The sequence below is a fragment of the Bradyrhizobium sp. 141 genome, assembly GCF_023074055.1.
GTDB lineage: Bacteria > Pseudomonadota > Alphaproteobacteria > Rhizobiales > Xanthobacteraceae > Bradyrhizobium.
Map to the genome: position 1 here is coordinate 394,747 of NZ_JADPKR010000013.1, position 21,701 is coordinate 416,447.

Sequence of the window (21,701 nt, forward strand, 5' to 3'; positions counted from 1 at the left end):
CTAACCGTAGAGATATCCGACCGGCTTGCCTTCGATACGCAGCGGACGAATGTCCCTCCGCGTGATGATCTGGCCGGCGAGACCGTCGATCTCGTCGCGCTGCGTCGGCGTCCAGCTCCGCAACTCGTTCATGCCCTTGAGAAGGCCGAGGCGGAGGACCTGGGTGTTCTCGCCGACACCAATGAGGTTGATCGCGCTCTTGCCGGCCGTCACCACGTCGCCGGCCGCGAGTTCAAAGGTCTCGCCCGCCTTGGTCCTGAATTCGGCCGTGCCGCGAATGACGCGATAGATTACGACCTCACCCTTGGCGAGCGAGGCGGCGTCCGCGGATGCCGATGTACTCTTCGGCAGAAGCGACTGGCCGCGCGGGTCGGTTGCGATGATGTGGCCGGTGACGAGCTGGCCGCTCGGGGCCTCGATGCCGATGTCGCGTACGTAAACCGGCAGCGCCGACTTGATCGAGCCGTCCGCGAGCGGCTTGAACAGTGCATCCAGCGCCAGGGGATCCTGAAGCCAGAAGCCGGCATTGGCCGGGCGATCGTGCAGCGGATGGCTCCAGGCTATGCGCGGCGTTTCAGCTTCAACGATCTGATCGGGACCTACGATGGTCGGATTCGGAAAGGTGGTGGGATCAGTGATGAAGGCTTCGAGGAATTTGCCCGAATAGCCCATCGAGATCGGATCCGGCACCACCGTCTGCGGCGTCTTCAGATTCTCTTCGGTCGACAGGCCCGACCAGGTGTAGAACAACTGGCGATGCACGATCGCGCTTTGCAGCATCACCGCGCCAGGGCCGACGTTGTAGAAGCGCCCGTCATAGTCGAAGGTGAAAGCGCCCGAGGTGACCAGCACGAGCTGAAAGCCGCCGGGTGGAAGATGCAGATGGAAGTCGGTGGGACCGGTGTCGGGACGGTAGATTGGCAGATTGGTCGCGACTTCGTGGAGGAGGAAGGTTTCGTTGTTGGCGTGAAAGCCTTCGTTGGCGCGATTGTAGAGCGCTTGCGGGCGATACGTCGCCTCGAACTTCGCATTCCGGTCGCGATCAATTGCGACGAAGTCCTGGGTGTTGAGGCGAAGCGGCGCGCCATTCGGATGGGTGAGGCCGGTCGTCTTGAGATCGCCCGCAGCATGCACGTTCATGACGTTCTCCGCTCCGCGTCGTTGCTTCGCTTACGACGTCATTGCGAATTTTGGGCCAGTTGGTTTGCGAAGCAGCAAGCGAGCCCGGCGCCGTGCTGCGGACGTGCCCGTCCAGGAAAAATCCGGTGGTTGCACGGGAGGTTAGATCGACGACTGGTTCTGACCGAGAGGCCGTGCCAAGGGCGCAGGCTTCCGGGGCAGCGACGAGACCTGTCTAATTTGTCAGCAAGCCTCGCCGGTGCACGTGCAGCGGCGCTGGTGGCGGGGGGCGGCGCGATGCCGGCCCCGGGATGAGCGATAATTTCGCGAGCGGGCAGGGCGACGATTGACAGATTGTTCATGTTTTGTTCTTATGCTGCGACCGAGATGGAGGCAGCTATGGACAACCGCATCAACGAAATCCGCAGAACCATCAGAGCGCTCCGCGTCAGCATGCGCGAAGCTGAAGCGATCATGCATGAGCAGATCAACCGTGATGAGGACTGCAGCTTCGTGGCGCAGGAAGTCATCAAGATGCGCTCGGTCATGAGTCTGCTCGTGAAGGAGCGAACTGCGCTCGGCGATCACGAGCCGATCCTCGTGAACAGCTTCTTCATCCCGCGGCGCCGGCCGACGCGAAGGTCGGTCGCGGCGCTAACCGCCGAATCCGTGTTCCGTCCGCGTGTGGTGGCGCGGGTTTGACGCGGAGGGGGCGCCTCAATCAAAAGCGTGAGGCGCGGCCCGATCCGGCTTGCCGGCCGGGCTGTCCGCCCACTTTGCCATGTCCATGGTCCGCGCGTCGACGCCCTCGCACCAGAAGCAACTCGGCCGCGTGTGGCCGTTCTCGGACAGGATCGGGACCAGGCTGTGGCCGCAACCGGCGCACCAAGCGATGTCAGTCATGCATTCCTCTACGGCGTAGCAAATCCAGAAACGACATAGTCGTTCGCGAAGCTTGCGCGGGCGCTATGACGGCGCTGGGGCACTGCGCCCCATGGGCGCGCTCGTTCCTGAGATCGTTGATGTAGCGATCCATCGTGACACGGCTGTGATGTCGCCGCCGTTTTCGCGATAGGCGCGAAGCTGGAATTCCGCCGAGCTGCCGCGATCCACAATGGTCCGGCAATGCTCGATCTCGGCGGCGCAGCCTAGTGCGTCCGCGTCCTCGGCGGTGTCGTCGATGATTCGGGAGAGCATCTCCGAAATCGTGACCGGTCCGTCTCTGGAGGCAAAGATGCAATCGGTTCCGTAGCGCTGGGCGCGCCATTTATTCTCCACCGCAATTGCGCGTTCGACCACCGTGACCTCCTTCGACAAATGAGGTCGCAGATGGAGGTGGCGCGTCAGGCAGCGATAGAGTGAGGCGATCGCGACGGCGTCCTCGACCAAGGTGCAGGTGTCGGGCGCACGAAGCTCGAGCGTCGGGTGCCGCATCGAAGGACGCATTGCCCACCAGATGTGGCTCTCGTCGGGAATCACGCCGGAGCGCTGCAACGCGCCGACATATTCGTCGTAGTCCTGCCTGCTCTCGAACAATTCGGGCAGGCCGGTGCGCGGCAGCTCGGAATAGGCGGCGAGCCGGTAGCCCTTCAGCCCGGTCTTGTGCGAATTCCAGAATGGGGAGGATGCCGACAGCGCGATGAACAGCGGCAAATGCGGCAGCATCGCCCGCATCACCGCCATGCGCTTCTCGGGATCGGGCAACTGGACATGCACATGCATGCCGCACATCATGTTGCGATGGCCGATGCTGCGCAGATCCTCGATCATCTCCTCATAGCGCGGCTTCGGGCTCGGCTGCGACATGCGCCAGACCGCTGTCGGGTGCGTGCCGCAGGCCATGATCACGAACCCATATTGCGCGGCGACGTTCGCGACTTCGCGCCGCAGGAAGCGAAGCTCTTCGCGGGCGTCGTTGACGTCGACGTGAACGTTGGTGGCGACCTCGAGCTGGGATTGCAGCATCTCGCGCATGGCCTGACCGCCGGTCGACCAGTTCGCCGATTCGAACAGCTCGTTGGGAGTCTGGATCGCGACCTCGAAGCTGCGGCGGTCGGCCAGGAAGTACTCCTCCTCGATGCCGAAGGAATATTCAGCCGCCTTGCCGCCGCCGCCGGCAGAGCGAATGACGAGGTGCTGCTTGTCGTGAGAGGAATCAAGGCGCAGCAATTTCAAAACGTCCGAAGCAAATGTCATTGGCCACCCGGCAAGGCACTACCTGAGGGCGATAATCCTCCTGACAGCAGCGGGTTCCGCATCGCACTCACCGGAAATTGCGAGGTCGAAGGGAACAATCTTCACGCTTTCGGTTGCGCGCGCGATCAGCGCGTGATTCGGCGGCACTTCGGTCCAGTCCGATTCCTTGTCGAAGGGTTCGGACGCGACGATGACCTCGCCGCCGTCCTCGCGGAAATAGAGTGTGTTCGCGGCGTCGTTGACCGCAACACGGAAGGCGTAGAGATCCTGGCCGTTGGCGATCGCACTGGTGAAGCGCAGCCGTTCGCGGAGCTGGCCTTCATTGACGAGACCAACGAGGGCTTGCAGCACGCGCCGCGTTGCGCCGAGCGGGTCGCCGTCGAGGCCGGCCCCCATCATTGCCAGGAACACGGCTTCCGAATCGGTCGTGCCCAGCCGCGATGGATAAAAAGCATCGGGGATCAGCGCCTCGACCTTGCGTCGCAACCGATTCCAGCTCCCGACGAATCCGTTGTGCATGAACATCCAGTGGCCGCAGGCAAAGGGATGGCAATTCTGCCGCGTCACCGCCGTGCCGGTGGCCGCGCGCACATGCGCGAAGAACAGATGCGAGCGCAGATGGCGGCAAAGATAGCGCAGGTTCTCGTCTGACCACGCCGGGCGCGTCTCGCGATAAAGGCCCGGTTCCGGATGCTCGCCGTACCAGCCCAGACCAAAGCCGTCACCGTTCGAGCCCGCCGTCGACTGAAGCGAGCGAATGCTCTGCGCGACCAGAGAATGCTCGGGTTCGGTGACGTAAGGTTCGAATGAGGTGGTCTCGCCTCGGTATGCGATCCAGCGGCACATGAGGTTCCTGTAGACGGCGGATGGGTCGTGAGTTGCACTAACCGACCTGCCGGCCTCGTGGTTCCCGGCGCGAAGCAGTGATCACGACCAGAGCGACTTCGGTGTTAAGATGCCGGACGTCGAGATCGGAGACCGAGATGAACGATCAAGCCATATTGGCCGCGCTTCGGCGCCATTGGGACGTCTCGGACGCCAATGATTTCGAGGCCGAGCATGACATCTATCGCGACGATGCGGTGCTCGATTATCCGCAGTCCGGCGAGCGCATCCGCGGTCGCAGGAATATTCAGGAGAGCCGGTTGGTGCAGCCGAACCAGAAACGCTTCACGGTTCGACGGATCGTTGGCGGCGGCGATCTCTGGGTGAGTGAATTCGTGCTGAGCTATGACGGGGTGCCGTCGTATGTTGTGAGCATCATGGAATTCCGCGACGGCTTGGTGGCGCACGAGACGCAATATTTCGGCGACCGCTTCGATCCCGCTCCATCACGTGCGCATCTGGTCGAGCGGGTGGGGTAAGTCGCGCTTTAATGCAGTTGCGCGCCGAATTGGTGGCCTTGTGCCCCGGCACGGCGCAGCTTGGAGGTGCGGCTGCAGAGCCGGGGCCCATCTAGCGGCGGATTCGCGTGCTTTCTGTGTCCCGACTCCGTGCAGCAACGCGACGGAACCGATGCGGCGGCTAGTCGCAGTCGTGCCGCCTTGATTCCGACAGACCCACCTCTATTTCTGGAGCGAACAAGAATCCGGGCCCCTCTGGCGAGGACGCCGACGATGTCGGCAAACCTCGTGATGTCGGATGACCTGTCCCGCGCGAATGCGATGGATTGGCCGATCGTCGGGCCCCTGTTCGTTCTCTCCGACCATTCGTCCCCATCGCAGCTCCGTGCGGCCATTTCGCAAGTTAAGGGAGCAACGATGTCTGCCGTCAAATCCTCAAATCCGATCGAGATCGAGATCACGGAACCGTCCAGCCTGAACGAGCAGGCCGCGGTCGCGTTGGTGATCGTCGGGGCGCTGGTTGCAGTTGCCGACCGGCGCGTTTCGCCGGTCGAGCGCGACGAGGTGATCCGTTTCATCAGGGATCGCAAGCTGGCGCCGCACATTCCCGATGAACGGCTCTATGCGATATTCGATGAACTCGCCGAACGGCTCGAGGAGCCGGATTTTGCCAATGTCGTGATCGACACGCTGCGGCCGGTTTCGAATCTGCCGCTCTCGTCCCATCTGATCGAGCTGTCGGAGCGCGTTGCTGCGGCGGATGAGGACGTCCATCCCCATGAAGTGCAGGCGATCAAATTGTTGCGCTTGCTGACGCTGGTGCTGCCGCGCGCGAAGCCGGTCGTGCCGAGTGCAGCGGGCGCCGAACGGCAGGCCGCCTTGAAGGAGTAAGCATGAGCACAGTTTCGGACGAGCGCGCGACGAAAACCGAGGGCACCACCGGCCAGATGGCCGGCGGTGACCCGCGCCTCGACAAGCTCGTCCACCGCCTGCCGCCACGCATGGGCGACACCTTCACCTATCTGCTCAAGCCGTCCAGTCGCTGGGTGAGAATCCCCTCGGGCACGCTGCTGATCGTCGGCGGCGTGCTGTCCTTCTTGCCGATTCTCGGCGTCTGGATGCTGCCGCTCGGTCTCGCGCTGCTTGCCGAGGACGTGCCTGCGCTGCGCTCCTCACGTTCGAAGGTCCTGGATTGGATCGAGCGGAAGAAGCCGCATTGGCTCGAGCCGTCTGCACCGAAAAATGATCAATCATGACTGAATTCATCACCTCCGACGCCCTGACCGCGCTGGTTCAGGTCATCCTGATCGACCTTGTGCTCGCCGGCGACAACGCCGTCGTCATCGGTCTCGCCGCGGCGGGGTTGCCGGCCGAGCAGCGTCGCCGTGCCATCATCGTCGGCATCGCCGCCGCCACCGGGCTCCGCATCGTCTTCGCCGGCGTCGCGACCCAGCTCCTGCAGGTGATCGGCCTGCTGCTCGCCGGCGGCGTGCTGCTGCTCTGGGTGTGCTGGAAGATGTGGCGCGAGCTGCGCGAGCAGGCGGCGCATTCGAGGCAACTCGCGTTCAGCCATGGCGGCGGCGCGGATGCCGCGCCCGTGAAGCAAAAGACCTTCGGGCAGGCCGCGATTCAGATCGTTGCCGCCGACGTCTCTATGTCGCTCGACAACGTGCTAGCGGTTGCGGGCGCCGCGCGCGAGCATCCCTACATCCTCGCCTTCGGCCTGTTGCTGTCGGTCGCGATGATGGGCGTCGCCGCCGATCTGCTCGGCCGCGTGCTCCAGAGGCAGCGCTGGATCGCCTATGTCGGTCTCGCCATTATCATTTACGTCGCGTTCGAGATGATCTATCGGGGCTCTCTGGAACTCGCTCCCGTCATCGCGAGTCTCTGACGCGAAACTCTTTCCGCAATCCGGAGCGATTCATGACGTCCGAACCCAAAGCGCCTTCGGCGCAGGCCGAGCCGCCGCGACTCGGCCTGTTCGCCCAACTCATCTTTGGCTCGCGTTGGCTGCAAGTGCCGCTCTATGTCGGCCTGATCGTCGCGCAGGCCGTCTATGTCCTGCTGTTCCTGAAAGAGCTCTGGCACCTGGTTGCGCACTCGTTCGACGCCAGCGAGCAGCAGATCATGCTGGTCGTGCTCGGGCTGATCGACGTCGTCATGATCTCGAACCTTCTGATCATGGTGATCGTCGGCGGCTATGAGACCTTCGTCTCCCGGCTGAACCTGACCGGTCATCCCGACGAGCCGGAATGGCTCAGCCACGTCAATGCCAGCGTGCTCAAGATCAAGCTGGCGATGGCGATCATCGGCATCTCCTCGATCTCGCTGCTCAGGACCTTCATCGAGGCCGGCAATCTCGGCACCACGCGCAGCAATTCCACCGAGACCGGCGTGATGTGGCAGGTGCTGATCCACCTGACCTTCATCATCTCCGCGATCGGCATTGCCTGGGTCGACCGCCTCAGCGAGAGCGGCCATCGCAAGCAGGCCGGCCACGGCTGATGAACCTGGCCGTCTGAGATCTCCTGAGCGGCCAGCCTGGAGCCTGCCTGATCGTCCGGTCAGACGGGCTCTCTTTTCGACATTGATAAAATTGTCCGCAATCCGCTCAGTGGTGGCAAACCCTGCGGACAAGAACCGCGCGGTATTAAACCAGGCCTTTGGAACCGGCGTGCATCCTTCCCGCAAAAGGGTGGGGCATCACAATGTCTGTTCTCAAGGAGGTCATCGCTGCGGTCGCGGGAGTCTACGCGCTCCTGTTCGTTTGCGACGCATTGTTCGGGGTCGGCGAGGCACGCTTCGACGACGCCTATTACCGCGCCAGCTTCTACGCGCCGCGGCCGAAGGAATTCCGCTTTGCGAGCAGCACGCCGCCGGCGGTCCGCGTCAGCGATGCGTTTGCGCAATTCGCGCCGGGTGAAGCCAAGCCGAACAAACGCTACTCGTCTCTGACGACGATCATTCGCTGAGGCTTCACTCGCCCTGAATCCATTCCGCCACGCCGCGCCACAGCGTGTCGCGGTGATCGGGGCGGAAGAAGCCGAAATGGCCGATCGTTTTGGCGCCGACATCGGACGGCTTGACGTTGAGCACCTCCGGCTTGATCGCAGTGAACCCGCTCGCGAGCAGCTCGACCGCGGGTCGCGTCGCCCAGGGATCGTCGGAGAAACAGAGCGCGCGCAGCTGGCCCTTGAAATTCGCAAAATTATCCAGCGCCGGCAGCTTTGAATCGAAGAGATAGCGGGGGTTCGAGACCCACTCGGCCCATTGCAGGAAGACGCCCTTGGGCAGGTCCTCGCCGACGCCGGCCCAGCCGGGCGCGTAGCCGAGGGCGTGGACCAGCGGCACGCCGACAAAATTCATGAAGGCGAAGACGCGGTATTTTTCCGGCGAGGTCATCAGCCGCCAAGTCGCGGCCTGCGAGGCCACGAACGCGGCGCGTGAGATTTCCGTGTTGTTCGCGATCAGCCCCAGCGCCTGGCCGCCGAAGGAATGGCCGACATAGGCGAGCTCCAGCCCATGATACCGCTCCCGCATCCAGCGCACCGCGGCGGTGACGTCGAGCGCGGCCCAATCCGACATCGAGGCCTTGAAGCCGACCAGCGATTTCGGCTGGTTGTAGCCGACCATCGCCGGCAGCCGGGAATCGCCGATGCCGCGATAGTCGTAGGTCAGGACCGCGCAGCCGCGATGGGCGAGATAGGAGGCAAAGCCGCGGTAGATTTTGCGCGGGACCGCGGTGGCCGAATTGATCAGCACGGCATGGCGCTTGGTGCCGCGCGGCAGGAACAGGGTGCCGGTCAGCGCATACCCGTCGGTCGCCGGGAAGCTGATCTCGTCGATGAAAACGTCGTCAAGTGCCGCGTCCATGGGCGCAAGGTATCCTGCCAGTTTCCTCGCCCGCCCAGCAAATGCGAATTTGGCTTTCCTCGCAAGGGTTTGCCGCGCCAAATGGATTTACAACTGGCGGGGCGGCGCCAGCCTGTGTATAAGGCGGCCCTCGCAACCCACAGATCAGGTTGCGCTTTTTGCTTCACGGAGAGATTGCGATGTCTGAGCGGTGGACGCCCGAGTCCTGGCGCAGCAAGCCGGTGCTACAGGTGCCCGACTATCCCGACGCCAAAGCCTTGGCCGACGTCGAGGCGCAGCTTGCGACCTTTCCGCCGCTGGTGTTCGCGGGCGAGGCGCGCAATCTGAAAAAGGCGCTGGGCCGCGTTGCGGCGGGCGAAGCGTTCCTGCTCCAGGGCGGCGACTGCGCCGAGAGCTTCGCCGAGCACGGCGCCAACAACATCCGCGATTTCTTCCGCGTGCTGTTGCAGATGGCGGTGGTGCTGACTTATGCCGGCGCCGTGCCGGTGGTGAAGGTCGGCCGCATCGCCGGCCAGTTCGCAAAGCCGCGGTCGTCGCCGACCGAGAAGATTGATGGCATCGAGCTACCGAGCTATCGCGGCGACATCGTCAACGACATCGCCTTCACTAAGGAAGCGCGCGTGCCGGATCCGCAGCGCCAGCTGATGGCCTATCGCCAGTCGGCCGCGACGCTGAACCTGCTGCGTGCGTTCGCCACCGGCGGCTACGCCAATCTCGGTAGCGTGCATCAATGGATGCTCGGCTTCCTCAAGGATTCGCCGCAGTCCCGCCGCTACAAGGAATTGGCCGACCGCATCTCCGACGCGCTCAACTTCATGCGCGCCTGCGGCCTCGATCTCGAGGCCCACCCCGAGCTGCGCGCCACCGATTTCTACACCAGCCACGAGGCGCTGCTGCTCGGCTATGAGCAGGCCATGACCCGGGTCGATTCCACGACCGGCGACTGGTACGCGACCTCGGGCCACATGATCTGGATCGGCGATCGCACCCGCCAGCTCGATCACGGCCATATCGAATATTTTCGCGGCATCAAGAATCCGATCGGATTGAAGTGCGGCCCGTCGCTCAAGCCGGACGAGCTGCTGAAGCTGATCGACGTGCTCAACCCCGACAATGAGCCGGGCCGGCTGACCCTGATCGGCCGTTTCGGCTCGGACAAGGTCGGCGAGCATCTGCCGAACATGATCCGCGCCGTGAAGCGCGAGGGCCGGGTGGTGGTCTGGTCCTGCGATCCCATGCACGGCAACACCATCACCTCGACGTCAGGCTACAAGACGCGGCCGTTCGACCGCATCCTGTCCGAAGTGAAGTCGTTCTTCGCGATCCATGCCGCCGAAGGCACCCATGCCGGCGGCGTGCATCTGGAGATGACCGGCCAGGACGTCACCGAATGCCTCGGCGGCGCCCGCGCGATCACGGACGAGGACCTCAACGACCGCTATCACACGGTCTGCGATCCCCGTCTCAATGCCGAGCAATCCATCGACATGGCTTTCCTGGTCGCGGAGCTCCTCAAGCAGGAGCGCGCCGGCAAGCCCAAGCCGATGCCGGTCGCAGCGGGGCTCTAAGACCTTGCTGCGGATCTGGAAGGCCACGATCAATTCCCGTAACGGTCTGGCCTTTGCGTTTCGGTCGGAGCAGGCCGTCCGCGAGGAGATCTTTGCGCTCCTGCTGTCGGTGCCGCTCGCCTGGTTCATCGGCTCGACCGCGATGCGCGCGGTCGAGCTGGTCTGCTCGGTTGCGTTCGTGCTGACGGTCGAGTTGCTCAACACCGCGATCGAAAAACTCGCCGATCGCCTGACCATGGACCACGACAAGCAGATCGGCCGGGTCAAGGATATGGGCTCGGCGGCTGTCGGCGTGGCGCTGTTGATGGCCGGCGCGTTCTGGATCATCGCCATTATCGAGCGGCTGGGGTTCCTCTAGCCTGGGTTTCCTCTAGCTTGGGATCGGAGCGCCATGACCGAACGTCTCAACGCATTCACGGTCACGCTCGCCCAGCTCAATCCGACCATGGGCGACATCGAGGGCAACGCTGCCAAGGCACGCGCGGCGCGCGCGCGAGCTATCGTCGACGGCGCCGATCTCGTGCTGTTTCCGGAATTGTACATCGCCGGCTATCCGCCGGAAGACCTCGTGCAGAAGCCGGTCTTCCAAGCTGCCTGCCGCGCCGCGATCGAAGCGCTGGCGCGCGAGACTGCCGATGGCGGCCCGGCGATGCTGGTCGGCACCCCCTGGTTTGAGGACGGCAGACTCTACAATGCCTGCGCCCTGCTCGACGGCGGCCGTATCGCGGCGCTGCGCTTCAAATGCAATCTGCCGAACTACGGCGTGTTCGACGAGAAGCGGCTGTTTTCACGTGGTCCTGCCGCTGGTCCCGTGACCGTACGCGGCGTGCGCATCGGCGTCCCGATCTGCGAGGACATCTGGCTGGAGGAGTCCGAGGACTACGAGAACGTGGTCGAGACGTTGGCCGAGACCGGCGCCGAGATCATTCTGGTCCCGAACGGCTCTCCTTACGCCCGCGACAAGAACGATGTGCGTCTGTCGGTTGCCGTGGCGCGCGTGACCGAGAGCGGGCTACCGCTGGTCTATCTCAACCAGGTCTGCGGCCAGGACGAGCTGGTGTTCGACGGCGCCTCGTTCGCGCTTAACGGTGACCTCTCGCTGGCGGCGCAACTGCCGGCGTTTGAAGAAAGCATCGTCACGCTGCGCTTTACCCGCAACGGCGCTGACTGGCGCTGCACGGGTCAGATTGCGGAGCAGGTCGAGGGCGACAAGGCCGACTACGCCGCATGCGTGCTGGGCTTGCGCGACTATGTCGCCAAGAACGGCTTTCCCGGTGTGCTGCTCGGCATCTCCGGCGGCATCGATTCCGCGCTGTGCGCGGCGATCGCGGTCGATGCGCTCGGCGCCGATCAGGTGCACGGCGTGATGCTGCCTTATCGCTACACGGCGGCAAGCTCGATTGCGGACGCTGGCGAGCTCGCCGGTCATCTCGGCATCCGCTACGAGGTCTTGCCGATCGCGGAGGCCGTGACCGGCTTTGAAACCATCCTGTCCGGAATCTTCAAGAATCTGCCGCCAGATATCACCGAGGAAAACCTCCAGGCCCGCACCCGCGGCACGCTGCTGATGGCGATCTCCAACAAGACCGGACTGATGGTGGTGACGACAGGCAACAAGTCGGAAATGTCGGTCGGCTACGCCACGCTCTATGGCGACATGAATGGCGGCTTCAATCCGATCAAGGATATCTACAAGACCCAGGTGTTTCGGCTGGCAAGCTTGCGCAACGGCTGGAAGCCGGATGGTGCACTCGGGCCGGCGGGCGAGGTCATTCCCCCCGATATCATCACGCGTCCGCCGACCGCGGAGCTGCGCGAGAACCAGCGTGATGAGGACTCGCTGCCGCCTTACGACGTGCTCGATGCCATCCTGGAGCGACTTGTCGAGCGCGAGCAGCCGCTGGATCAGATCATTGCCGCCGGCTTCGATCGCGAGACGGTCACCCGCATCGACCACCTGCTCAACGTCGCCGAATACAAGCGCCGCCAGGCCGCGCCCGGCGTCAAGGTGACACCTCGGAATTTCGGCCGCGACCGCCGCTATCCCATCACCAACCGCTTTCGCGATCGGGGAGAGCCATTGCCCGCGGCGGACGAGACGCTGGTCTCGCGCGGGAGCCGCGCCTCGATCGACGCGTTCGAGGGATAACGTCAGAGACTGGGCTTGCCGGTGCTACGACGGGGCTGCGAAGAACAGCACCCGAAGAAAGTGCGTGTATTCGGATTCGAGCACCATGATCGACACAAATACCAATACCGCGATCGGCGGCAGCAGGATGGCATAGGCCAAGGCCAGTCGCTCCCAGGCCATGTGCATGAAGACGGCGACGATCAGGCCGGCTTTCAGCACCATGAAGAGCAGGATCAGCGACCACCTCAGATAGCCATGCAGGCCAAAGTAGTCGACGAGGTAGGAGCATGTGCTGAGGACGAATAACCAGCCCCAGACCACGAGGTAGAGTTTGATCGGGTGCTGTTGACCGCTGGCGTGAACGGCTGCCGTTGCGACTGCGCCATGCGCCGGAGCGTGGAGCTGTCCTTCCATGTGTACCGCCGCGTTTGTCATGCGCCGACCTCACCAAAGATAGAAGAATGCGAAGATGAACACCCAAACGAGATCGACGAAGTGCCAGTACAGGCCCGTGATCTCGACGATCTCGTAATAGCCCTTGCGGCTCGTGAAGAAGCCGCGCCTCTCGACGTCGAAGTCGCCGCGCAAGACCTTCCGCGCAATGGCGAGCAGGAAGATCACACCGATTGTCACGTGGGTGCCGTGGAAGCCGGTGATCATGAAGAAGCTCGCACCAAACTGCGGCGCGCCCCACGGATTGCCCCAGGGCCGGACGCCCTCCATGATCAGCTTGGTCCATTCGAAGGCCTGCATTCCGACGAAGGTTGCGCCGAACGCCGCCGTGGCCAGCATCAAGGCTGCGGTTCTGACGCGATCGCGGCGATAGCCGAAGTTGACGGCCATCGCCATCGTCCCGCTGCTGCTGATCAGGACAAAGGTCATGATGGCGATCAGGATCAGCGGAATGTGATTGCCGGCGATGTTGAGGGCGAAGACTTCGCTGGGGTTGGGCCACGGCACGGTCGTCGACATGCGCGCCGTCATGTAGGAGAGCAGGAAGCAACTGAAGATGAAGGTGTCGCTGAGGAGGAAGATCCACATCATGGCCTTGCCCCAGGACACGTTCTTGAAAGCGCGCTGATCGGACGCCCAATCGGCGGCGATGCCGCGCCAGCCTTCAAGCCGCGCAGTCGAATGGCCCGGATTTGTCAGCACGGTCTCAGCCATCTGGTCTCGCCTCCCTAGCTCAGCAATTGGCGACAGATGTTGACGAAATCGTCGGTCCAGCCCGTGAGAAGCCCGAGCAGGACAAGCCAGACCAGCAGCAGGAAGTGCCAATAGATGGCGCACAGCTCCACGCTCAAGCGCATGTCGGCGATCCCGGCGCCACGCCACATCTTGGTCGTGGTTCTGCCAAGCGCCACCAGGCCGCCCGTCAGATGCAGCCCGTGCACTGCGGTCAACAGGTAGAAGAAGGAGTTCGCCGGATTGGACGCCACGAAGTATCCGGCCGCGCCGAGCTGTTGCCAGGCTAGGAGCTGTCCGCCGAGGAAGATCACGGCAGCCGCGCCGCCCGCGAGCAGGCCGATCATGACGCCTTCAGCATCGTCTCGGCGCGCGGCAACGTAGGACCATTGCAGCGCGACGCTGCTCAGGACCAGGACGCCCGTGTTGAACCACAGCAGCCGCGGCACGGGCAGCGCCCGCCAGTCCGCCACGTCCATGCGCATCGAGTAGGCGCTGATGAAGAGGACGAATAACACGCTCGCGACAGCGAGAAACACGCCAAGTCCGACCTTTGCTGCCGGCCAGGTCATGGCATCGCCGCCGGGGAAGTCACCGATCGGGCCTTCCTCCAGCCAGGGCTTGGCCGTCAGCCGCTGCTGCGACAGCCACCATCCGGCGATCACCGCAAGCACAGCCAGGAACAGGATGATGGCGCTCACGAAGCAGCTCCCTGCACGAGCTGCGTTGCGCGCGGCGGCTGGTTCTGCGGAATGAAGTCCTCCGCGGCGCCGGGTACGCTGTAGTCATAGGCCCAGCGGTACACGACCGGGAGCTCCTTGCCCCAGTTGCCGTGCCCGGGGGGCGTCTCCGGCGTCTGCCACTCTAGCGTCGTCGCCTGCCATGGATTGCCACCTGAGGCCTCACCTTTGAACAGGCTCCAGGCAAGATTGAACAGGAACACCATCTGGCTGAAGCCGACGGTCAAGGCCACCACGGAGATGAAGGCGTTCAGTGAATGGGCCGAGGGCGGGATGAACGACGTATCCCCCAGTTCGAAATACCGGCGCGGAACGCCGAGCAGTCCAAGATAGTGCATGGGGAAGAAGATCAGGTAGGCGCCGAGGAAGGTGACCCAGAAGTGAAACTTGCCCAGGACGTCGTTCAGCATCCGCCCGGTGACCTTGGGGTACCAATGATAGATCGCGCCGAGCACGACCATGATCGGCGCTACGCCCATCACCATGTGGAAATGCGCGACCACGAACATGGTATCCGAGAGGGGCACGTCCACGACAACGTTGCCGAGGAAGAGGCCGGTGAGCCCGCCGTTCACGAAGGTGATGATGAAGCCGAGGGCGAACAGCATCGGCACCCTGAGATGAATGTCGCCGCGCCACAGGGTCAGCACCCAGTTGTAGACCTTGATCGCGGTGGGGATGGCGATGATGAGCGTCGTGGTGGCGAAGAAGTACCCGAATTGCGGGAACATGCCGCTCACATACATGTGGTGCGCCCATACGATGAAGCTGAGCGCGCCGATGGCCACGATCGCCCAGACCATCATGCGATAACCGAAGATGTTCTTGCGCGCATGCGTGCTGATCAGATCGGAGACGATGCCGAAGGCGGGCAGGGCGACGATGTAGACCTCGGGGTGGCCGAAGAACCAGAACAGGTGCTGGAACAGCAGCGGGCTGCCGCCGCCATATTTCGACAGCGTGCCCATCTCGACGAGGGAGGGCATGAAGAAGCTGGTTCCCAGGAGACGGTCGAGCAGCAGCATGACCGAGGCAACGAAGAGTGCAGGGAATGCCAGCAAAGCCATGACGGTTGCCGTGAAAATGCCCCACACCGTCAGGGGCAGGCGCATCAACGTCATGCCGCGGGTGCGCGCCTGGAGCACCGTGACCACATAATTCAGCCCGCCCATGGTGAAGCCGATGATGAACAGGATCAGGGACGACATCATGAGAATGATGCCCCAATCCTGCCCGGGCGTTCCGGAGAGGATTGCTTGCGGCGGGTACAGCGTCCAGCCGGCGCCGGTGGGGCCGCCGGGCACGAAGAAGGTCGAAGCCAGCACCAGGACTGCGAGCAGATAGATCCAGTAGCTCAGCATGTTCACATAGGGGAAGACCATGTCCCGTGCGCCGACCATGAGCGGGATCAGGTAGTTGCCGAAGCCTCCGAGGAACAATGCGGTGAGCAGATAGATCACCATGATCATGCCGTGCATGGTGATGAACTGGAGGTATTGGTTGGCATCGATAAAGGAGAAAGTGCCTGGAAACCCCAGTTGCAGCCGCATCAGCCACGACAGCACCAGCGCCACGAGCCCGATGGCGGAGGCTGTCAGCGAGTACTGGATGGCGATGACCTTGGCATCCTGCGAAAAGACGTACCGCGTCCACCAGCTTTTCGGATGGTAAAGCTCGACTTCAGGTACTTCGGCAGGCGGAATGCCTGTGATCCCATCATATGGAACATCGACCATAGAATACCTCCTCGGTCGTTTCCTTCGGGGGCGACGAGTTGGCCTCACGCACCCGATCGATCTTCGCGGCGCCGCCTTGCTACTTGCCGCCGGATTGATAGGTCGCCTTCACGACGGCGTTTCCTGGCGACAATTCTGCAAACGTCTTCTGTTGTTCCAGCCAAGCGTGATATTCACGCTCTTCGTCGATGATGACCTTGGCCCGCATCTGATAATGCGCAGCGCCACACAGCTCCGCGCAGAGAACATCGAACGTTCCGGTTCGGATCGGCTTTATCCAGAAATAGGTCACCATGCCTGGAACCATGTCCATCTTGGCCCGGAATTCGGGCACGTAGAAATCGTGCAGGACATCAACCGAGCGGAGGAGAACCTTGACCGGCTTTCCCAGCTGAAGGTGCAGGTCGCCGTTCTCGATCACGACGTCGTCCTGCGCATGCGGATCGTCGCGATTGAGTCCCATCGGATTGTCGGTGCTGATGTTGCGGACGTCGGATGTGCCCAACCGACCATCCTTCCCGGGAAGGCGGAAGCTCCATTGCCATTGTTGGCCCATGACTTCGATCTCGGTGGCATCCGCGGGCACCGTCACGAACTGGTGCCAGACCACCAGGCCGGGTGCGAGCATGGCGGCGACGCCGATGCCGGTCCCGACGCTCAGCCACCATTCGAGCCTTTTGTTTTCCGGATTGTAGTCAGCCCGTCTTCCCTCTTTGTGGTGAAAGCGGAGGACGCAATAGGCCATGAACGCGATGACCGCGACGAAAACGAAGCCCGTGATCCAGAACGTGATGTTGATGGTGTGGTCGATATATTCCCAGTTCGTGGCGATCGGCGTCCACCACCACGGGCTGTAGATGTGAAACAGCACCGAGCCGATCGCGACCAGAAGCAGTATCAATGCGACAGCCATCCTGATCCATCCTAGCCATCAAAGGCTGCGGATACGAATCCGGGGCGGAGCTCACGTCTGTCGCGATAGCTGCGTTGGCCTGCACGCCATCGCCGCGCCTCTTGCCTCGCCCATTCAACCGGTCGCGATATCCAAGAGAAACGTCGCGACCGCTGGGGGGCGTCCAGGCTTTTAAAATGATCCCCCGCGAACCCGGCGTCAATAGCATGTCAACGCGCTTAAGACGTCGTGGGGAGTTGCCGTGCGAGCTGGCGCGTCGGTCGCATTCTCGATGTGATGCATCGCACAAACATATGCGACGCACAATTCACTCAGCCGGGAGTGCTGGTCATTCCAGGTCGCGCGCGCTAAGCTTGGGGCGCAGGTCGCGACGGGTTTCGTCCGGCTAAGCTCCTTCCTCGTTGAGCCTGGAACTGCCGTACTCAGCTCGATCGCGTCTCCCGCACCTAAGGGCGGATACGCGTGGCCGGAAAGCGCGCTGATCGCCGCCGCGACTTTCAGCAGAGGAGGGTGTGTCCATGGCCACTCTTTATTCCGACAACATCGTAAGGCGGCACCTGTTCGGCGAGGCCGCCTCTTATCCCATTCGCAAGATCGGCTTGTCCGACCTGAGAGAGGCGCTCCGCCTGGGCTGGGACGATTTCCAGGCGATGCCGAGTCACGCGCTCGTTGTATGCCTGATTTATCCCGTTCTCGGTCTCGTCCTGTTCAGGATGGTCCTCGGCTATTCGGTCCTTCCGCTGCTGTTTCCGCTGGCGGCCGGGTTTGCCTTGATCGGTCCCTTTGCCGCGATCGGTCTCTACGAGCTCAGCCGTCGCCGCGAGCGCGGTGAAAAGGTCGAGGCATGGGACGCGATCAAGGTCCTGCGTGCACCGTCGTTCGGCGCCATGCTCGAGCTCGGCGTGCTCCTGCTCGTCCTGTTCGGGGCCTGGATCGGCGTCGCGAACGCAATCTATGTCGCCATCTTCGGTCACGCGGCGGCTGCAAGCATTCCTGACTTCGCAACCCGTGTGCTGACGACACCGGAAGGATGGTCGCTCATCATCGTCGGTTGCGGTGTCGGCTTCCTGTTTGCGGTCGCGGCCCTATGCGTCAGCGTCGTATCGTTTCCGTTGATGCTCGATCGGCATGCGACGGCGATCGATGCGATCCGAACGTCGCTGCGGGCGGTGGCTGCCAATCCGGTTGCGATGGCGGGGTGGGGGCTGATCGTCGCGGCGCTGCTGGTGATCGGCTCGCTGCCGCTCTTCGTCGGTCTCGCTGTCGTCCTGCCGGTGCTCGGTCATGCCACCTGGCATCTTTATCGGAGGGTGGTCGAGCCGAATCCGAATCCTCCGGACGAACTTCCACCGCGGCCGAAGGGAAGGCGCTACGCGGCGGACTTTCCGGCAAATCTCTTTCCGTGGAGCCGCGAGGGCGAGCAGTAACAGCGAAACGGCCGCGCGGGGCGGCCGCCTTCGCGGGACATGACAAAGAAAAACGACCTACTTCTGCTGCTGGGGCAGGAAGGTCGGCCCGACCGAGCGGATCGGCTTGTTCTCGGAGTTGGCCGCCGCGCCCGCCTCCGCCGGCGGTGTCGCAGCCGGTGCATTGGCCGTCGTCGGCGCGGGAGCTGCGCCCTTCTTGGCATTCGCAGGCGTGCCCTTGTTGAGCCGCTGCTGCTGCATCTTCTTGGCGCTCTCCTCGGTGACGATGATGTCGCCCTGCTGCTCGGCCGCCGCCTTGTCGTCGGCCGATTTCAGCGCGTCTGCCCAGGTCTGTCCTGCGGCCTTGCAGGAGCAGGACGGGTTGAACTCGCTGCGGAATTTGAACGCGGTCGGCAGCGCCGTGTAGGGCTGGCCGCCGATCGAGACCGCGGAGTTCATGTCTTCGCCGGGATTGCGATGGGTGTAGAGCACGGCTTCCGCGGCCGGGCACAGCGCCTTGCAGGTCTTCTCGTCGTCGGGGAAGCGCGCTGGCACCGTCGCAAACGAGACCGGAAAATAAGCGCCGTCGCAGGTGCGCACGCAGACGGTGCGGTAGGTGCCGGATTGCGGCCCGAGATCGGACGGCGGCACGCCTTGCGGATTGCCCGCGTTGTTGCCGCCGAACAGATTGCTCAGGAAATTGCCGCCGCCTTGCGACTGCGCGGCGTTGGCGTATTGCGGGCCGCAATTGTTCTGCGCCAGCGCCGCAAGCACCGAGCGGCGCTGATTGTCGCGTTCCGGGCTGAAGCCGCCGGGGCCACCGCCGCGCAGCCGCTCGAGATTGCCGGTGATCTGATCCAGATTGGCGCGCATCTGCTGGATCTGGGTGTTGACCGGGCCGCATTGGGCCGACTGGCCGTTGAACAGCGAGAAAAAGCCGGAGGAATCGCAGCCCATGCGCTTGGCCTGCATGGTGACGCGATCGAGCTCGGCCTGCTGCTTGGCCTGGGAATCCTGGTAACGGCGGATCTGGTCTTCGCGCGCGGGGTCACCACCGCCGCCGCGATCGAGTGCGGCGAGCTGGCCTTCCAGTCGCACGCACATCGGATTGGGGCCAAGCCCGTTCTGGCCCGGCTGAGGCGGCGGTCCGGGCGGGCCGGCCTGAGCGAAAGCGCCAGTGGCGAGCACGACGGTGCTCAAAAGCACGGTGCAGGCATGGAGGAGGCGGGCACGGGACAGGGACAAAAATTCAGGCATATCCGCCATTCTAGCGAGGTCACGGCCCGGCATGACTTTGGAGGGCCGAAGCGCGCCCTCCCATAGCCGCTTCCTGCGGCATCGTCACGTCGTTTCGGGCGCCAAAGCACCGGGCCTAAGCTACGCCAGCTCCGAGCGAATTCAGCGCTGGCAGGTGATTGCGACATATTCGTCGCAATGGCCATGGGAGCAATTTGTGCCGGATTTGGGGACAGAGCCGGTAATTTCGTCGGGATCGACCCGGCGATAGCTCGATGCCTGGGCAAAATCTCGTGACTGGCAATAGGTGCGGGCGGCGGAGGCGCCGCATTTGTCGCTTTTAGCCAGGCACTGGTCGATGCCGTAGCCGTCTGCCTGGTTGGCGATGATGAAGACGCGGCTCTCGGCGAAGGCGCTGGAGGCCGCAAAGATGAAGGCGCTGGAAATGAGCGCGGGCAAGAATCGCATGAAAATGCACCGGGGGCAAAAAAGGGGAACCGCCGGTTCCAAAATGGGCTCAAATGGTTAGAGGATCATGAACCATCATGACGGGCGGCGCGCTTTGCCGAGATAAAGCAGCATTTCGCGGCTCTATTGACGCGGGGGCGCCTCATAGCCCATATGTTCCGCATGAACGGTCTCCTCGCCATTTGCGCCATTTGCCGCGAGATTACGAGCTAGCGATTCGCTGGCTGGAGCCGTCTTTTCTCAAACACATTGAGAGCCCTGGACGCCCGGCCAACAGCCGACGGGTATCCATATGGAATTGCGCCTTTACGATACGCTGAGCCGGGAAAAGCGCCCCTTTGTGCCGCTCGATGCGAAGAACGTCCGCATGTATGTCTGCGGACCGACCGTCTATGACTTCGCCCATATCGGCAATGCGCGGCCGGTGATCGTGTTCGACGTGCTGTTTCGGCTGCTGCGCCATCTCTATGGCGAGGCGCATGTCAAATATGTTCGCAACATCACCGACGTCGACGACAAGATCAACGACCGTGCCGCGCGCGATTTCCCCGGCCTGCCGCTGAACGAGGCGATCCGCAAGGTTACCGAGCAAACGGGAAAGCAGTTTCACGCCGATGTCGACGCGCTCGGCGCATTGCGACCGAGCGTCGAGCCGCGCGCGACCGAGCATATTGGCGAGATGCGCGAGATCATCGAACGGTTGGTCAAGGGCGGCTTTGCTTATGTGGCCGAGGATCACGTGCTGTTCTCGCCGCAGGCGATGAACGCGGGAAATTCCGATCTGCCGCGCTACGGCGCCTTGTCCAATCGCTCGCTCGACGAGATGGTTGCCGGCGCCCGCGTCGATGTCGCGCCCTACAAGAAGGGCAACACCGATTTCGTGCTGTGGAAGCCGTCCAAGCCGGGCGAGCCGTCATGGCCATCGCCAGCCGGCATCAAGGCTGAGGGGCGTCCGGGCTGGCACATCGAGTGCTCGGCCATGGCCTGGAAGCATCTCGGCGAGCAATTCGACATCCATGGCGGCGGCATCGATCTCGTGTTTCCGCATCACGAGAACGAGGTCGCGCAGACCTGCTGCGCCTTCCACCAGCAGCGCATGGCGAACTACTGGATGCACAACGGCTTTCTCCAGGTCGAGAGCGAGAAGATGTCGAAGAGCCTCGGCAACTTCATCACCATCCATGAGTTGCTCGCGGACTGGCCCGGCGAGGTGTTGCGCCTGAACATGCTCAAGACGCATTACCGCTCGCCGATCGACTGGACCATGAAGTCGCTGGAGGAGAGCGCCAAGACGCTCGACGATTGGTATCGCACCGCGGCCGACGTCGAACCCGGCAGGCCGGCCGCGTCCGTGGTCGAGCCGCTGCTCGACGATCTCAACACGCCGCTGGCGATCGCGGCGCTGCACGGCCTGCGTGGTGGTGATATCGGTGCTCTGGCGGGCTCGTTGCGGCTGCTCGGCTTCCTGTCCGAGAGCGCCGGGCAGTGGGAAAGCCGCAAGCAGCAGGCGAGCGGCGTCGATGCCGGGGAAGTCGAGCGCCTAATCTCGGAGCGGACGGCTGCGCGTGCGCGTAAGGATTTTGGGGAGTCCGACCGCATCCGCGATCTGCTCGCTGCGATGGGCGTTGCGATCAAGGATTCCAAGGAAGGAACGACGTGGGAGGTTGCGCGATGAAACGGCCCGACACGCCTTTCCCGCGGCACTGGCTCTATTACATCGCGCTGAAGATCGCGCTGCTCGCGGGCGCCGTGGCGCTGGTGCTCAAGCTATATGGGATGTGGTGACG

The 21,701-nt window shown here is 63.2% G+C and carries 24 protein-coding genes; 12 read left to right on the forward strand and 12 right to left on the reverse strand.

Features of this window, described 5'->3' with window-relative positions; all coding sequences use genetic code 11:
• Entirely contained in the window at positions 1 to 1,140 is a 1,140-nt protein-coding gene (locus IVA81_RS04070) for a glucuronate isomerase (protein ID WP_247312589.1), read from the reverse strand.
• A gap of 378 nt (positions 1,141 to 1,518) precedes the next feature.
• Between IVA81_RS04070 and IVA81_RS04075 the strand changes: the two genes are divergently transcribed.
• Positions 1,519 to 1,821: a hypothetical protein gene (locus tag IVA81_RS04075; RefSeq protein ID WP_247312591.1), complete on the forward strand. Its 303-nt coding sequence runs from the start codon at positions 1,519 to 1,521 to the stop codon at positions 1,819 to 1,821.
• A 15-nt stretch (positions 1,822 to 1,836) separates the two neighbouring features.
• Here the strand turns inward: IVA81_RS04075 and IVA81_RS04080 are convergent, their stop codons facing one another.
• The 3 genes from IVA81_RS04080 to IVA81_RS04090 form a co-directional block, all read right to left on the reverse strand.
• Positions 1,837 to 2,022, reverse strand: coding sequence for a hypothetical protein (locus tag IVA81_RS04080; RefSeq protein WP_247312593.1), 186 nt, complete (start codon positions 2,020 to 2,022; stop codon positions 1,837 to 1,839).
• A 63-nt stretch (positions 2,023 to 2,085) separates the two neighbouring features.
• Complete coding sequence (locus IVA81_RS04085) at positions 2,086 to 3,315, reverse strand: carboxylate-amine ligase (protein WP_247312597.1); 1,230 nt, start codon at positions 3,313 to 3,315, stop codon at positions 2,086 to 2,088.
• An 18-nt stretch (positions 3,316 to 3,333) separates the two neighbouring features.
• Positions 3,334 to 4,161: a class II glutamine amidotransferase gene (locus IVA81_RS04090; RefSeq protein ID WP_247312600.1), complete on the reverse strand. Its 828-nt coding sequence runs from the start codon at positions 4,159 to 4,161 to the stop codon at positions 3,334 to 3,336.
• 137 nt (positions 4,162 to 4,298) lie between these two features.
• Between IVA81_RS04090 and IVA81_RS04095 the strand changes: the two genes are divergently transcribed.
• The 6 genes from IVA81_RS04095 to IVA81_RS04120 all read left to right on the forward strand — a co-directional run bounded on the left by IVA81_RS04095 (position 4,299) and on the right by IVA81_RS04120 (position 7,630).
• On the forward strand, positions 4,299 to 4,679 hold the full coding sequence (locus IVA81_RS04095) for a nuclear transport factor 2 family protein (protein WP_247312603.1): 381 nt from the start codon (positions 4,299 to 4,301) through the stop codon (positions 4,677 to 4,679).
• A 396-nt stretch (positions 4,680 to 5,075) separates the two neighbouring features.
• Complete coding sequence (locus IVA81_RS04100) at positions 5,076 to 5,549, forward strand: TerB family tellurite resistance protein (protein ID WP_247312606.1); 474 nt, start codon at positions 5,076 to 5,078, stop codon at positions 5,547 to 5,549.
• Positions 5,550 to 5,551: 2 nt separating this feature from the next.
• Positions 5,552 to 5,914, forward strand: a complete 363-nt coding sequence (locus tag IVA81_RS04105) for a hypothetical protein (RefSeq protein WP_247312609.1) — start codon at positions 5,552 to 5,554, stop codon at positions 5,912 to 5,914.
• Positions 5,911 to 6,549, forward strand: coding sequence for a TerC family protein (locus tag IVA81_RS04110; protein WP_247312612.1), 639 nt, complete (start codon positions 5,911 to 5,913; stop codon positions 6,547 to 6,549). The genes IVA81_RS04105 and IVA81_RS04110 overlap by 4 nt, the downstream gene beginning before the upstream one ends.
• A 32-nt stretch (positions 6,550 to 6,581) precedes the next feature.
• Positions 6,582 to 7,163 (forward strand): TIGR00645 family protein, encoded by a 582-nt coding sequence (locus tag IVA81_RS04115; protein ID WP_247312616.1) that lies wholly within the window; start codon positions 6,582 to 6,584, stop codon positions 7,161 to 7,163.
• Positions 7,164 to 7,366: 203 nt separating this feature from the next.
• Positions 7,367 to 7,630 (forward strand): hypothetical protein, encoded by a 264-nt coding sequence (locus tag IVA81_RS04120; protein WP_247312618.1) that lies wholly within the window; start codon positions 7,367 to 7,369, stop codon positions 7,628 to 7,630.
• A gap of 4 nt (positions 7,631 to 7,634) precedes the next feature.
• On the opposite strand, the gene IVA81_RS04125 is transcribed toward IVA81_RS04120, so the two are convergent.
• The gene (locus IVA81_RS04125; protein ID WP_247312621.1) at positions 7,635 to 8,531 is read right to left on the reverse strand and encodes an alpha/beta fold hydrolase; all 897 of its coding nucleotides are present in this window, start codon (positions 8,529 to 8,531) and stop codon (positions 7,635 to 7,637) included.
• A gap of 179 nt (positions 8,532 to 8,710) precedes the next feature.
• Here IVA81_RS04125 and IVA81_RS04130 point away from each other — a divergent pair, with 179 nt between their 5' ends.
• The 3 genes from IVA81_RS04130 to IVA81_RS04140 are packed head-to-tail and all read left to right on the forward strand — an operon-like array spanning position 8,711 to position 12,248.
• Positions 8,711 to 10,099, forward strand: a complete 1,389-nt coding sequence (locus IVA81_RS04130) for a 3-deoxy-7-phosphoheptulonate synthase class II (protein ID WP_247312624.1) — start codon at positions 8,711 to 8,713, stop codon at positions 10,097 to 10,099.
• A gap of 4 nt (positions 10,100 to 10,103) precedes the next feature.
• The gene (locus tag IVA81_RS04135) at positions 10,104 to 10,457 is read left to right on the forward strand and encodes a diacylglycerol kinase (protein ID WP_247312627.1); all 354 of its coding nucleotides are present in this window, start codon (positions 10,104 to 10,106) and stop codon (positions 10,455 to 10,457) included.
• Between the two features lie 33 nt (positions 10,458 to 10,490).
• Positions 10,491 to 12,248: an NAD+ synthase gene (locus IVA81_RS04140; protein WP_247312632.1), complete on the forward strand. Its 1,758-nt coding sequence runs from the start codon at positions 10,491 to 10,493 to the stop codon at positions 12,246 to 12,248.
• A gap of 24 nt (positions 12,249 to 12,272) precedes the next feature.
• On the opposite strand, the gene IVA81_RS04145 is transcribed toward IVA81_RS04140, so the two are convergent.
• From IVA81_RS04145 to IVA81_RS04165, 5 genes are all read right to left on the reverse strand, one after another.
• Positions 12,273 to 12,665, reverse strand: a complete 393-nt coding sequence (locus IVA81_RS04145; protein ID WP_247312634.1) for a cytochrome C oxidase subunit IV family protein — start codon at positions 12,663 to 12,665, stop codon at positions 12,273 to 12,275.
• Between the two features lie 9 nt (positions 12,666 to 12,674).
• Positions 12,675 to 13,397, reverse strand: coding sequence for a heme-copper oxidase subunit III family protein (locus tag IVA81_RS04150; RefSeq protein ID WP_247312636.1), 723 nt, complete (start codon positions 13,395 to 13,397; stop codon positions 12,675 to 12,677).
• 14 nt (positions 13,398 to 13,411) lie between these two features.
• Positions 13,412 to 14,116, reverse strand: coding sequence for a cytochrome c oxidase subunit 3 (locus IVA81_RS04155; RefSeq protein WP_247312639.1), 705 nt, complete (start codon positions 14,114 to 14,116; stop codon positions 13,412 to 13,414).
• Complete coding sequence (locus IVA81_RS04160; RefSeq protein WP_247312642.1) at positions 14,113 to 15,891, reverse strand: cbb3-type cytochrome c oxidase subunit I; 1,779 nt, start codon at positions 15,889 to 15,891, stop codon at positions 14,113 to 14,115. The genes IVA81_RS04155 and IVA81_RS04160 overlap by 4 nt, the downstream gene beginning before the upstream one ends.
• A 79-nt stretch (positions 15,892 to 15,970) precedes the next feature.
• The gene (locus IVA81_RS04165) at positions 15,971 to 16,804 is read right to left on the reverse strand and encodes a cytochrome c oxidase subunit II (RefSeq protein ID WP_247312645.1); all 834 of its coding nucleotides are present in this window, start codon (positions 16,802 to 16,804) and stop codon (positions 15,971 to 15,973) included.
• Positions 16,805 to 17,322: 518 nt separating this feature from the next.
• Between IVA81_RS04165 and IVA81_RS04170 the strand changes: the two genes are divergently transcribed.
• A complete protein-coding gene (locus IVA81_RS04170) occupies positions 17,323 to 18,231 on the forward strand; it encodes a DUF2189 domain-containing protein (protein WP_247312647.1) in 909 nt (302 codons plus the stop codon).
• 57 nt (positions 18,232 to 18,288) lie between these two features.
• Here the strand turns inward: IVA81_RS04170 and IVA81_RS04175 are convergent, their stop codons facing one another.
• Together IVA81_RS04175 and IVA81_RS04180 are read right to left on the reverse strand one after the other, a co-directional pair.
• The gene (locus IVA81_RS04175) at positions 18,289 to 19,476 is read right to left on the reverse strand and encodes a DUF2865 domain-containing protein (RefSeq protein ID WP_247312650.1); all 1,188 of its coding nucleotides are present in this window, start codon (positions 19,474 to 19,476) and stop codon (positions 18,289 to 18,291) included.
• A gap of 132 nt (positions 19,477 to 19,608) precedes the next feature.
• Positions 19,609 to 19,914 (reverse strand): hypothetical protein, encoded by a 306-nt coding sequence (locus IVA81_RS04180; RefSeq protein WP_247312653.1) that lies wholly within the window; start codon positions 19,912 to 19,914, stop codon positions 19,609 to 19,611.
• 292 nt (positions 19,915 to 20,206) lie between these two features.
• On the opposite strand from IVA81_RS04180, the gene cysS reads away from it, so the two are divergent.
• Positions 20,207 to 21,589 carry a cysteine--tRNA ligase gene (gene cysS, locus IVA81_RS04185; protein WP_247312656.1) on the forward strand — a complete coding sequence of 461 codons (1,383 nt, stop codon included), beginning with the start codon at positions 20,207 to 20,209 and terminating at the stop codon, positions 21,587 to 21,589.
• Positions 21,590 to 21,701: the final 112 nt, after the last annotated feature.

Excerpts from the sequence above, each read along its gene's own strand:
- IVA81_RS04145 (WP_247312634.1), bottom strand. The coding sequence starts at position 12,665 with ATGACAAACGCGGCGGTACACATGGAAGGACAGCTCCACGCTCCGGCG.
- cysS (WP_247312656.1), top strand. The coding sequence starts at position 20,207 with ATGGAATTGCGCCTTTACGATACGCTGAGCCGGGAAAAGCGCCCCTTT.
- IVA81_RS04105 (WP_247312609.1), top strand. The coding sequence starts at position 5,552 with ATGAGCACAGTTTCGGACGAGCGCGCGACGAAAACCGAGGGCACCACC.
- IVA81_RS04080 (WP_247312593.1), bottom strand. The coding sequence starts at position 2,022 with ATGACTGACATCGCTTGGTGCGCCGGTTGCGGCCACAGCCTGGTCCCG.
- IVA81_RS04110 (WP_247312612.1), top strand. The coding sequence starts at position 5,911 with ATGACTGAATTCATCACCTCCGACGCCCTGACCGCGCTGGTTCAGGTC.
- IVA81_RS04170 (WP_247312647.1), top strand. The coding sequence starts at position 17,323 with ATGGCCACTCTTTATTCCGACAACATCGTAAGGCGGCACCTGTTCGGC.
- IVA81_RS04085 (WP_247312597.1), bottom strand. The coding sequence starts at position 3,315 with ATGACATTTGCTTCGGACGTTTTGAAATTGCTGCGCCTTGATTCCTCT.
- IVA81_RS04140 (WP_247312632.1), top strand. The coding sequence starts at position 10,491 with ATGACCGAACGTCTCAACGCATTCACGGTCACGCTCGCCCAGCTCAAT.
- IVA81_RS04115 (WP_247312616.1), top strand. The coding sequence starts at position 6,582 with ATGACGTCCGAACCCAAAGCGCCTTCGGCGCAGGCCGAGCCGCCGCGA.
- IVA81_RS04180 (WP_247312653.1), bottom strand. The coding sequence starts at position 19,914 with ATGCGATTCTTGCCCGCGCTCATTTCCAGCGCCTTCATCTTTGCGGCC.
- IVA81_RS04160 (WP_247312642.1), bottom strand. The coding sequence starts at position 15,891 with ATGGTCGATGTTCCATATGATGGGATCACAGGCATTCCGCCTGCCGAA.
- IVA81_RS04095 (WP_247312603.1), top strand. The coding sequence starts at position 4,299 with ATGAACGATCAAGCCATATTGGCCGCGCTTCGGCGCCATTGGGACGTC.
- IVA81_RS04120 (WP_247312618.1), top strand. The coding sequence starts at position 7,367 with ATGTCTGTTCTCAAGGAGGTCATCGCTGCGGTCGCGGGAGTCTACGCG.
- IVA81_RS04070 (WP_247312589.1), bottom strand. The coding sequence starts at position 1,140 with ATGAACGTGCATGCTGCGGGCGATCTCAAGACGACCGGCCTCACCCAT.
- IVA81_RS04090 (WP_247312600.1), bottom strand. The coding sequence starts at position 4,161 with ATGTGCCGCTGGATCGCATACCGAGGCGAGACCACCTCATTCGAACCT.
- IVA81_RS04100 (WP_247312606.1), top strand. The coding sequence starts at position 5,076 with ATGTCTGCCGTCAAATCCTCAAATCCGATCGAGATCGAGATCACGGAA.
- IVA81_RS04165 (WP_247312645.1), bottom strand. The coding sequence starts at position 16,804 with ATGGCTGTCGCATTGATACTGCTTCTGGTCGCGATCGGCTCGGTGCTG.
- IVA81_RS04175 (WP_247312650.1), bottom strand. The coding sequence starts at position 19,476 with ATGGCGGATATGCCTGAATTTTTGTCCCTGTCCCGTGCCCGCCTCCTC.
- IVA81_RS04130 (WP_247312624.1), top strand. The coding sequence starts at position 8,711 with ATGTCTGAGCGGTGGACGCCCGAGTCCTGGCGCAGCAAGCCGGTGCTA.
- IVA81_RS04125 (WP_247312621.1), bottom strand. The coding sequence starts at position 8,531 with ATGGACGCGGCACTTGACGACGTTTTCATCGACGAGATCAGCTTCCCG.
- IVA81_RS04150 (WP_247312636.1), bottom strand. The coding sequence starts at position 13,397 with ATGGCTGAGACCGTGCTGACAAATCCGGGCCATTCGACTGCGCGGCTT.
- IVA81_RS04075 (WP_247312591.1), top strand. The coding sequence starts at position 1,519 with ATGGACAACCGCATCAACGAAATCCGCAGAACCATCAGAGCGCTCCGC.